Consider the following 10,783-nt stretch of genomic DNA (forward strand, 5'->3'; position numbering starts at 1 on the left):
GCCGCCGCTCGTACGGGGCTGAGCCGCCGCTCGTACGGGGCCGACCCGGGACGGCTTTCGTGCGTAGCGGGCTCCCCGCCGTCCGGTCAGGTCACTTCCACACGGCGGAGACGTCCTGCGTCTCGACGCGCATGCCCAGCGGGACCCGCCAGGACTCCACGCAGACGGTGTACGTCTCCGAGCGCGCCGAGCCCGCGCCGATCGGGGCGGGCAGGGGCTGCGACGAGGTGATGGTCGCCCAGTCGACGCCGAGGGCGCCGATGATGTGGGTGGCGAAGGTGACGGTCCCCGAGCGCGCCGGGGAGCCGCCGGTATTGCGGAACTCCACGGTCACCTCCTCGCACCACCGTCTGTCCGCCGCCTCGCGCTGCGGTGCGCCCAACGTCAGCGCGGCCGGGGTCGCGGGCGGAGCGGGAGGTTCCGGGGTGCCAGGGACGCCGGTGCCGGGTTCGCCGTCGCCCGGGGGCGAGGGGGTGCCGGGCCCGCCGGAGGACGGTGGCCGGGAGCCGCTGCCGGGCTCCGAGGGGTTCGCGGGTTTCGAGGAGTTCGCGGGGCCCGTGGACTTCGCGCCAGGCCCGCCGGGTGATCCGCCCCCCTGACCGCCCGGCATCCCCGTACGCGCCCCGCCGGGAGTGCCCTGGGCGCGCCCGGGCCCGCTCGCACCCGGGGTGGAGGGCGCGGACGAGGGGCCGCCGGACCCGCGACCGCCGGGACCGCGCTCACCGCTGCCGCTGTGGCTGCCGCCGTTCCCGTCCAGCGGGACCAGCCTCACCTTGCCCGAGGGCTTCCCGTCGCCGCTCGACAGCCGGTCCCCGCCATCGGCGGCGGCGCCCATGGCAACGTACCCGTCGTCGTCCGGTCCGCTCCCGCAGGCGGCCAGGAGGCCGCCGCCCAGACACAGAGCGGCCGCCGAGGCGACGATGACGGTGCCTCGGCGGCCGGTGGAGACGCATGTCTGACGTCGCATCGCGCCAGTGTGGCTGACGCCCCGTCAAATCTGAACCCCGGTGCAGGGGCCGGCGGAGTCCGATCGAACTCCGCCGACCGCCTTCAGTCCGCGATGAGCCCTTCCCTGAGCTGCGCGAGTGTGCGGGTGAGGAGCCGGGAGACGTGCATCTGGGAGATGCCGACCTCCTCGCCGATCTGGGACTGCGTCATGTTGGCGAAGAACCGCAGCATGATGATCTGGCGCTCGCGCGGGGCGAGCTTGGCCAGCAGCGGCTTGAGCGACTCGCGGTACTCGACGCCCTCCAGCGCCGAGTCCTCGTACCCGAGGCGGTCGGCGAGGGAGCCCTCGCCGCCGTCGTCCTCGGGGGAGGGGGAGTCCAGGGAGGAGGCGGTGTAGGCGTTGCCGACGGCGAGACCGTCGACCACGTCCTCCTCGGAGACCCCGAGCGCGCGGGCCAGCTCCGGCACGGTCGGCGAGCGGTCCAGCTTCTGCGCGAGCTCGTCGCTGGTCTTGGTCAGGGCGAGCCGCAGCTCCTGGAGGCGGCGGGGAACCCGTACGGACCAGGAGGTGTCGCGGAAGAAGCGTTTGATCTCGCCGACGACGGTGGGCATCGCGAACGTGGGGAACTCGACGCCCCGTTCGCAGTCGAACCGGTCGATCGCCTTGATCAGGCCGATCGTGCCGACCTGGACGATGTCCTCCATCGGTTCGTTGCGGCTGCGGAACCGCGCCGCGGCGTACCGCACCAGCGGGAGGTTCAGTTCGATCAGTGTGTCCCGCACGTAGGTCCGCTCCGGACTGTCCGTTCCCTCGGGGCCCGAGGTGGGGCCGAGCGCGGCGAGCCGCAGGAACAGGGAGCGGGACAGCGTGCGGGTGTCGATGGCTTCCGGCGAGCTGGTGAGCACGGCGGGTGCCGGCACGCTCTTCGTGAGCGTGAGCACCTTCGAGCTGCCCTGTTCTTCGGACATGCCACCCCCTTGAGGTCGCGGACGGTCGCGGTGGCCGCGACCATCGGAGGAACGCAGCCTCCACCTGAATACCGGAGGCGGGGCTGCGGCAAACGCGCTTCGAGCAGAATGTCACATGTCGGCAACGCGCTGTAGTGACATGTCGACAAGTCAGCGCCGAATCCGCCCTGGAAACAGGGGGTGTAGCCCTTTTATGCCGTCAGAACTGCTCTCTGGACGGTCTACCCGTTCTAGTTACGCCTCGATCCTGTTTGCGGATCTCAGGCGGGCGAAACTTCTGGCGAGAAGCCTTGACACATGCATCTGGGAGACGCCCAGTTCCGCGCTGATCTGAGACTGGGTCAAGTTGCTGTAGTAGCGCAGGAGGAGGATGCGCTGCTCGCGCTCGGGGAGCTGGACGAGGAGGTGCCGGACGAGATCGCGGTGCTCGACACCCGCGAGCGCGGGGTCCTCGTAACCGAGACGATCGAGGAGCCCGGGCAGCCCGTCGCCCTCCTGTGCCGCCTCCAGGGAGGTGGCGTGGTACGAACGCCCCGCCTCGATGCAGGCGAGCACTTCATCCTCGGAGATCTTCAGCCGCTCGGCGATCTCGGCGGTCGTCGGGGACCGGCCGTGGGCGGTCGTCAGGTCCTCGGTGGCGCCGGTGACCTGGACCCACAGCTCGTGCAGCCGGCGGGGGACGTGGACGGTGCGCACGTTGTCGCGGAAGTACCGCTTGATCTCGCCGACGACGGTGGGCATCGCGAACGTGGGGAACTGGACCCCGCGGTCCGGGTCGAACCGGTCGATGGCGTTGATCAGGCCGATGGTGCCGACCTGGACGACGTCCTCCATCGGTTCGTTGCGGCTGCGGAACCGCGCCGCGGCGTACCGCACGAGGGGGAGGTTCGCCTCGATGAGGGCGGCCCGGACCCGCCCGTGCTCCGGAGTGCCCGGCTCCAGGTTCTTGAGCTGGCCGAAGAGGACCTGGGTGAGCGCCCTGGTGTCGGCGCCGCGGGTCCTGGCGGGCCTGACGGAAGGGTCCGGGGTCTCGGTCTGGATGTCCTCGGGCCGGGCGGTCTGGGCGGTCTGGGCGGTCTGGACTGTCTGGACTGTCTGGACTGTCTGGGGAGGCACTTGAGGCGCTGTACTGGCCGGCACGGTGACGCCACCCCTTCGCGGTCAACTACGGTCAACTCATCCGTCAAAAGCGGTCATAGCATCACAAGACATGTCCACTGTGTGCAAGCACCTCATAGTGCCGTGTTGAGGCCATAAAGGTTTAAACGGAACAGAGAAACCCCCCACCCGACGGGCGAGGGGTTGCTGGAACCGGACCGAACGGGTGCCGTGGAAGGGTCAGAAGGGGTAGTCGGCGATCACCCAAGTGGCGAATTCCCGCCACTGTCCGGCGGCGGCCTGGTGGGCCGGGTGCTCGATGTACCGCTTGAGCGCGTCCTCGTCGGCGACGGCGGAGTTGATGGCGTAGTCGTACGCGATCGGCCGGTCCGTGATGTTCCAGGCGCACTCCCAGAACTCCAGCTCCGGAACCTGCCCCTCCAGCTCCCGGAAGGCCCGGTCTCCGGCGACGACCCGCGGGTCGTCGCGCTCGACGCCCTCGTTCAGCTTGAAAAGGACCAGGTGGCGGATCATCGCGCTACTCCTACTTCACCAGCTCTGACATGAAGTCACCGACGCTCTGCGCGGCGGTGGAAATGCCCTCGAACCCTACCTGGACCAGCTCGGCGGCCCGCTGCGGAGACATGATGATCGTGTACAGCACGAAGACCACCACTATGTAGATGATGATCGTCTTTGCCTTGGCCACAATCCTGCCTCCCCGTCGACCCCATGTGCGATCGGGCGATTGTATCCGCACGGATGGCCGTATCCGGTGGCCGTTTTGGATCACTGATGCGGCCTTTAAGGACCTACGACCCCGCCATCAAGGCCTTTCGCCCGACCACACGGCTCCCGCCTTCCGGCACGATGAATACCGAGCCCCACGGGACCAGGCAGGACCCGGAGGGCCGGAACAGGGCCTCTCTGTGGGGTCACCGCCGTGCGATTCCCCCCTGACCGCGGCGGAGGACCAGCAGGCCCTGTTCTCACCGGGGGAAGCGGCTTGTCCCCCCGATGCCGCTTCCCCCGACCTGACTCTCCCGACGCTCTCACCGTCACCGATCAGACGAGCCCGCTCGTGTCGATGGCGAGGTCGAACGGCAACGGAAGCCGCACGACGGCACCGAACGGGTAGGGGCCCTCCACGTGGGTGTACCCCAGCTTCTGCGGCTCCGAGAAGAGCGTGATGCTGCGCTCGACACGGTCGACGAGCAGGTACAAGGGTGCTCCGTACTCGGCGTACCTGCGTCGCTTGACGACCCGGTCCGTCTCCGCGTTCGACTCGGATGTCACTTCCACGATCAGCAGCGTCTGGTCGGGAAGAAGGGCGCTGCCTCCTTTGGCCAGATCCTCCGGCACAACAGCGATGTCCGGGACGTACTAGTTTGAGGACCCGGGCAGGTCCAGATTCCCGGACCCCTCCACGCACCCGAGCTCGTCAACTCGCCCCTCGATCTGGCGGCGTACGAGCTTGGCAGCGCGCTCGTGGTCCCACGTCGGTGACACCGGTTCGATGATCCCCTCAATGATCTGGACGCGGTCCCCGCGGATGCGCTGCACGGCGAATTTGAGGGCGCGCTCGGTGTCGATGCCTTGGCTGTAGTCCGGCGCACTGGTCATTACATCCTGCTTCCGTCAAGGTCCGAGACGGGGTGGTGATGCGTCCCGCCATGGCGGCGCGCAACCAGCGGGAGTGCGCGGGAACCACGTCTGTCACCCGTTCGAGGGCTCTGTGAGCTGACGGTCACCTCGGACGTGCGGGGACGACTCTCGACATAGCCAATACTCTCAAGTTTTCAGGCGAACAGCCCCGCACGCGCGAGTGTCGTATTACGTGACCTGCGGTTCTGCGCAGCCGAGTCATGCTGAGCGTGCATTGCTGATCGTTCCGTAGGCGTCGGGCGCAGTGAGTCGGTCAGCGATGGTCGGGCTCAGACGGGTTTGAGCAGGTCGCGGAGGCCAGCCATGCGCGCTCTGACAGCGGCGATCTCGGCCTGGCCCGGCGACATCTCGACACGCCCGGGGTGGGACTCGCGGCACAGGCGGCAGAGCCCGTCGGGGAGCGCTTCCGGGGGACCGGGGCGGCCGCAGTCCGTGCACTCCATGAGGATGCGGCGGGCGGGGGCAGGAGTGGCGGGTGAGGTGTTCTCCGTGGGGATCCGGGGCGGCATCTTGTCGGTGAGGCGTCGGCGGAGGAGGCCGACGGGGGAGTCGACCTTTGCGGGGAGTCCCGCCGTCAGGGCGCTGGTCAGGTAGTCGACGCTCACACCTCTGGCGAGCCACTCCGTTGCCTGTGCTTCCAGGGTGGCGCAGTCGCCGGCGGAGAGGGCCAGGCGGTGGTCGTCGCGGCCGAGGCGTGCCAAGGCGAGGTAGGCAGGGGAAGGGCCGGCTTCGGAGGCGGGGGGAGTCGCGGGGGCTGCGCCGGGGGCGGGCGGCGCGGGCGGCACGTGCTCGGTGTCCGGTGCCTGGGCCGGGGTGCGTTGTTGCGGTACGGCGGTGGGTTCGGGGTCCTGTTCCGGGCCGGTGCTCTCCGGCGCGAGTGGCGGCGGAGGCTCCTCGGCCGGGGACCACGGCGGCGGCGGTGCGGTGTCGGGGACGGAGGCTTCCGGCACGGGGGCTGTGGCCAGGGCGGCCTGCTCGGTGGCGAGGTACGCGTTCCACCACTCGTTGTCGCGGGCGGTGCGGGACCAGAACGTGCGGAAGACCCAGCGGGTCTCCTCGCCCGCTCCGACCGGGCACCGGACGCGCCGCAGGTGCCCGGCGACGGACAGGTCGGTCAGGGAAGTGGAGATGGCTTGCTGGCCGTAGAGCGGGAGCTGTTTCGCGAGCTGCTTCACGCTCATCGCCGCGCCCTCGGGGAGGTGGTCGATGAACCCGGCGACGTACCGCTCGCGCGCCGGCAGGAGCGCGAAGTCGTCCGGTGTGCGCGGGCGTTGGTCCGGCGCGGAGCGTTTGCCGTAGCCGGGCTTGGCCATCGGGTACGCGGCGGAGTGTGCGGGGGCGGGCAAAGCAGGGCTAGTGTGCTGAGTAGCCACGGGATCGTCTTTCTAGGGTTGCGATCTTGCGGTGAGACCCCGGCCTGGTGGTTCCAACACCGCGTCGGGGTCGCTTGTTTCCCGCACCGTAAGCAGTCGTGACGCTGTGCCGCAAGCTGTCACGATTAGTCATATTTGCTGGTCGCGCCAGGGGTGGGGAGGTAGGGGACGTTTTCCCCAACCCCTTCTTCTACCTACCGGTTAGAGAAGGCGCTCGAACCTCGGGTCCCGCATCCTGACCCTCGAATCTCGGCACCCGAGCTTCGGGCCCGGGCCTCATGCACGTACCGCCGGAAGAGTGACCCGACCGCCCCCGAAGCCCGAAGCTCGGGGGTCGGGATTCGAGCTTCGAGGGAGGGCTACTTCTTGACCTCGCCCAGGGCGGCAGTGGCCGTCCTACGTCATGTTCCCAGCACGTCCATCAAGTGATCGTCCAGGTCGGTGACGAATTCCTCACGGCGCCATGGCCGCAACTCCGTCCTGGCCCTCCGCAATCGAATCGCCGGCACACGGCCGCCGGTCGCCGTAGCCGAGAGCACGCACTCGTGCAGCAGCTCAGCAGCCGACCGAGGATCACCCATCCGAATGCGAGCAAGAGCCTGATCGGTCCTCACGATCGCGCGCTGAACTTGCTCCCGAGGAGCGACCAACGCTGCTGCCGAAACAGCGAATCGATCATGTGCGACCGAAGGATCACCGACGTACAGCTCGCACACCCCCTCGAACCCTCGCAGGTGTCCCGCCGAGAAGCTGCTGCCCGACGGATCACCACTGGTCTGCCCCTCGATGTCGTACCAAGCCAACCCGAGCGCCGACTGTGCCTGCCGCTCCAGCCCCGCCCGCGCGGCGACCTCGGCCTGGAGCGCGTGCGCTCGTGCCCGTACCCGGGTGCTGTCCCCCGTGCGCGTCGCGCGCACCGCTCGGTCGACGAGCCGCTGGGCGTCAGAGAGGTCGGATGACGAGTAGAGCGTCACGAGCGCATGACTCATGTGCACCGATGCCTGTCGCCACGTCTCTCCGAGCTGCTCGGCCTGCGAGGCCGCTGTGGCGTACAGAGCGCGTGAAGCCTGCTCGTCCCTGTTCTCGAATGCCAGGCGGCCGGCCAGGGAACAGGCGGCGACGGTGACCGCACGGACGTGACCAACCAGCGGGCCGGGGAGTGCCCCTGCCTGCAGACGGCGGCACGCGTCGATCACGGGCGTGAGCAGAAGTTGCAGACGGACCATCGGCACCGCGCCCACTTGCGCGTTGATGTCGTCCACGACCGCACCGAGCCCGGCCACGGTCTCCTCGGTTACCTGGCTGGGGTCGGTCAGGGCAGTGGAAAGACCGGCCTGCAGAGGTGTGGACAGCAAGGCCAGCGCGCCGCCGGTGTCCGTCGCCGTACGGATGAGCGCGGTGCGCAGAACAGCGACGCGGGACTCGCTCTCGCCGAGATCGAGCAGGGCCCCGAGCAACTCAGCCAGGTCGGACCCGGGACCTACGGACATCTGTCCGGCCGGGGTGCGGGCGTAGAGGTGAGCGAGGAGCAGCTGATACCGCTCGTCGGGCAGCGTCGCCGCTGCCGACTCCCAGCGGGCAACGGATCGCTGGACACTCGCCACGGCGGGCAGGCGCGGGTGATGTAGGGCCATGGCGGTCTGGGAGAGTGCCCGTGCGGTACCGGCCAGGGAGAGGCCGCGGCTGTGCCGTAAGCGTTTCAGCGTTGCAGCCCCCGCGGCCCGGTTAACCATACGGCCAAAGTGACGCAGCCCGCGACCGTGCGTTGCTACACCGGCACGATCAGTCGCGGCTTTCTCCGCTCGGCTGTGTAGTTGATCGTCTGCCACGTGCCGGTCGACGGCTCCGTGGTGTGAGGGAACCCGATGGTCATCGACGTGCGGTCGACCATCCACCGGTTTCGTGCGTGGTAGGCCGGGGACCGGAGTTCGGCCGCTGTCAGCTCCACGATCTCCGTGATGCGGCCCCTCGTACGGGCGACGGCCTCACGCGCCTCGGCCGGCTGCTGGCTCAGGGTGCCCGGCGCGACGACAGTGATGGCCGCCGTTGTCCGGTCGGCGAGCCAGAGAAGGGCGAGCGAGTCGATTCCCACGGCACCGCCGAGGTAGAAGTGGGCCGCCGGAACGAAGGGTTCGAGGTACTGCTCGAAAAGGGCGGTGTACTCGGCGAGGGACTTGTGGTCCGTCCCACGGGTCCCCGTGATCGTCACCGTCCTCATGATCCACTCCGTGTCATAGGTTGTCATATCCCCAGGGTTGGCCGCAGTTGAGACCGTCAATGCATGAACGCCACTGACCTGCAGCGACTGGTGGGGCACCTGCGCAATCACGGATTGCGGGTTGTCACCCTCGAACCCGAACTCCGACCGCACGCCACGGATCCTCTGCACGTCCTCCTCACCGAGGGGATTGTCGCCGAGGGAGGGCGCTACGTCACAAGCTTTCTTCTACGAGATCGGCGAGCGGGGACGGACGAAGGCGTGCGCCGACGGTATCGCGCGCCTGCTCGCGGCTACGAGGCCCGCCACAGCGGGGGCGTTGTGACCGGGGTAAAGGAGAAGCGACCGCAACCGAGTGGCGAAAGGGCGTACCGGACCTGGCTCGGCCACACCCAGCGCTGCCCCACCTGCCGTGCCGGAGCCTCCTGTCCGGCTGCTGTCCACCTTGGTCGTGCCTGGCGGGAGGCCCGACGCGGATGAGGTGTTTCGCGGAGGGGGAAGCGCACGAGTTGCCGGTCGAGGACGGCACTGGTGCCTATTGCCCGGAACATGAGGTGACGTTGCTGTGGCGGGGTGATCCGATCACTTCCGCTGATGTGCCTCAGGGGGTAGCGGCTGGCCTGGGCGGGTTGTCGGCGGGTGCGGACGGTCCGTACGGCGTTGTCTGCCGCAGTGCCTTGGTGACGGGTCTGGCCGACGTACACGCTCTCTGCCTGCGTCCGGACTGTGTCTGCCCGTGCCATGCACTGGCCACCGCTCTCCGGGAAGCGGTATGAGCATCAACTTCTTGGCAACGGATGTGCGCGCGTGTGAGACCGCCCCGCCAATCGAACCGTTCCCCAGAACGGAACAGAACAGAGGAGATGGACGATGACCACCAACCCCGTAATGGCGGATGCCGGCAAGCATGGAGGGGCGCCGTCGGACAAGCCGTGGACGCCGCCGTCGGAGCCGAAGCCGTCTCCGGACGGCAGCGGCCCTCAGTGCGTACCGCAGTCGTGAGCCCCGTACCCCAGGCGTCCACCTATCCGGCACTGGTTCAGGAGTTGGCTGATCGTGGGCTGCTCACTGCCCGGTGGCGGCGGGTGTTCGAGGCCGTGCCGCGCAGTCGGTTCGTTCCGGCGGATGTGTGGCGGCAACTCCCCGACCGGTGCGAGCCGGTGGTGGGAACGGACGCGTGGCTGGCGTTGGTGAACAGCGACAAGCCGGTCGTCACCCAGCTCGACGACGGGGCCGGGGGCGGGCCCGGTGTCGCGACGTCGTCGAACTCCATGCCCTCGATGGTGGCCCGGATGCTCACTCTCCTCGAAGTCGAGGACAGGCAACGGGCGTTGGAGATCGGCACCGGGACCGGATATGTCGCCGCGTTGCTCTGCGAACGGCTCGGTGACGATCTGGTCCACAGCGTCGAGCTCGACCCGGTCGTGGCCCGGCAGGCGGCCGACGCCCTGGCGCAGGCCGGGTACCGTCCGCACCTGCGGGTCGGGGACGGTGAACAGGCTTGGCCCGGACTGGGGTTGGTGGACCGGCTGATCGCGACGTGTGCGTTGCGGTACGTCCCGTACGCGCTGCTTCGGCAGGTCCGGCCCGGTGGGGTCGTCGTGGCCCCGCTCGCCCGGGGGTTCTGGTCCGGTGCGCTGGTCCAGCTCCGCGTCCAGGATGACGGCACCGCGACCGGCCCGTTCTTCGGCGGGGCCACGTACATGCCGATGCGAGCCCATCGCGTGCCCGACCTCCACGAGGTGCGGGGCAGGGGCAGGGCGCGCGCCGCCGGCCTGGACCCCGCTCGCCTCCTCGACCTCGGGTTCGCCCTGTACGCGGGGGCACGGCTGCCCGGCGTACGGCTCGTCCACCAGAACATCCCCGAGGGTGCGCGGGTGTGGGTGACCCGGGAGAACGGGTCCGGAGCGATGGCCGCTTCGGGGGAGGAGGTGTGGCAGTACGGGCCCGGGTTCCTGTGGGAGGAGATCGAGCAGGTCTGGTGGGAGTACGAGGTGGCGGGGCGACCCGGTGCCGAGGAATTCGGGCTGACCGTGACCGGCCGCGGCCAGCAGGTCTGGCTGGGGGACCCGAGCGACGTCATTCGCCCCGCCAGAGAGTGACCCGGATACGCCGGGGCCAGCCGTGCGGACTGCGGGTCCCTGATTCTGCCGGGCCGCCGGTGGCCGGGTACACGAGGCAGAACGCAGCGAAGGGGCAGAACCGGAATGGTTCTGCCCCTTCGCTGATCAGTTAAGCGGTGGGATTTGAACCCACGGTGACGGGTTACGCCACACTCGCTTTCGAGTTCCGTTCCCGCGGGTCAAGTCGCAGTCCGTAGCCGTTCAGCGCGTGAACGAGACGGAAAATGAGACGGCCCGATGGCTCAGCCGGGCCCGTGGCAGTCGGGACTGTGGCGCAACCATGCCCCGCTCCCCTAGGGCGTGTATCGGGTCGCGATCAACATGCGCGTTTTGCCCTCACGGCGCGTGCGGATCCGGTAGTCCGTATCGCATGACACGGGCGCAACTGA

10 protein-coding genes and 1 pseudogene are annotated in these 10,783 nt (G+C 69.1%); 2 read left to right on the forward strand and 9 right to left on the reverse strand.

Annotated elements, in window-relative coordinates:
- Positions 1-91: 91 nt before the first annotated feature.
- The 9 genes and pseudogenes from ACH4KB_RS17895 to ACH4KB_RS17935 all read right to left on the reverse strand — a co-directional run bounded on the left by ACH4KB_RS17895 (position 92) and on the right by ACH4KB_RS17935 (position 8,442).
- On the reverse strand, positions 92-967 hold the full coding sequence (locus ACH4KB_RS17895) for a hypothetical protein (RefSeq protein WP_398066875.1): 876 nt from the start codon (positions 965-967) through the stop codon (positions 92-94).
- Between the two features lie 83 nt (positions 968-1,050).
- A complete protein-coding gene (locus tag ACH4KB_RS17900; RefSeq protein WP_398066876.1) occupies positions 1,051-1,917 on the reverse strand; it encodes an RNA polymerase sigma factor SigF in 867 nt (288 codons plus the stop codon).
- A 234-nt stretch (positions 1,918-2,151) separates the two neighbouring features.
- Positions 2,152-3,057, reverse strand: coding sequence for an RNA polymerase sigma factor SigF (locus ACH4KB_RS17905; protein WP_398066877.1), 906 nt, complete (start codon positions 3,055-3,057; stop codon positions 2,152-2,154).
- 198 nt (positions 3,058-3,255) lie between these two features.
- Positions 3,256-3,549, reverse strand: a complete 294-nt coding sequence (locus ACH4KB_RS17910) for a Dabb family protein (RefSeq protein ID WP_003967684.1) — start codon at positions 3,547-3,549, stop codon at positions 3,256-3,258.
- Between the two features lie 10 nt (positions 3,550-3,559).
- Positions 3,560-3,724, reverse strand: a complete 165-nt coding sequence (locus tag ACH4KB_RS17915; protein WP_003967683.1) for a hypothetical protein — start codon at positions 3,722-3,724, stop codon at positions 3,560-3,562.
- Between the two features lie 356 nt (positions 3,725-4,080).
- Positions 4,081-4,638, reverse strand: a pseudogene (locus ACH4KB_RS17920) (Uma2 family endonuclease).
- A 311-nt stretch (positions 4,639-4,949) separates the two neighbouring features.
- Positions 4,950-5,993, reverse strand: a complete 1,044-nt coding sequence (locus ACH4KB_RS17925) for a MarR family transcriptional regulator (RefSeq protein ID WP_398066899.1) — start codon at positions 5,991-5,993, stop codon at positions 4,950-4,952.
- Positions 5,994-6,454: 461 nt separating this feature from the next.
- The gene (locus tag ACH4KB_RS17930; RefSeq protein WP_398066878.1) at positions 6,455-7,657 is read right to left on the reverse strand and encodes a hypothetical protein; all 1,203 of its coding nucleotides are present in this window, start codon (positions 7,655-7,657) and stop codon (positions 6,455-6,457) included.
- 164 nt (positions 7,658-7,821) lie between these two features.
- Positions 7,822-8,442 (reverse strand): hypothetical protein, encoded by a 621-nt coding sequence (locus tag ACH4KB_RS17935; protein WP_398066879.1) that lies wholly within the window; start codon positions 8,440-8,442, stop codon positions 7,822-7,824.
- Between the two features lie 305 nt (positions 8,443-8,747).
- Here ACH4KB_RS17935 and ACH4KB_RS17940 point away from each other — a divergent pair, with 305 nt between their 5' ends.
- Both ACH4KB_RS17940 and ACH4KB_RS17945 read left to right on the forward strand, forming a co-directional pair.
- Positions 8,748-9,047 (forward strand): hypothetical protein, encoded by a 300-nt coding sequence (locus ACH4KB_RS17940; RefSeq protein ID WP_398066880.1) that lies wholly within the window; start codon positions 8,748-8,750, stop codon positions 9,045-9,047.
- Positions 9,048-9,269: 222 nt separating this feature from the next.
- Complete coding sequence (locus tag ACH4KB_RS17945; protein WP_398066881.1) at positions 9,270-10,373, forward strand: methyltransferase domain-containing protein; 1,104 nt, start codon at positions 9,270-9,272, stop codon at positions 10,371-10,373.
- Positions 10,374-10,783 lie beyond the last annotated feature (410 nt).

The organism is Streptomyces sp. NPDC017520 (genome assembly GCF_044329855.1).
GTDB lineage: Bacteria > Actinomycetota > Actinomycetes > Streptomycetales > Streptomycetaceae > Streptomyces.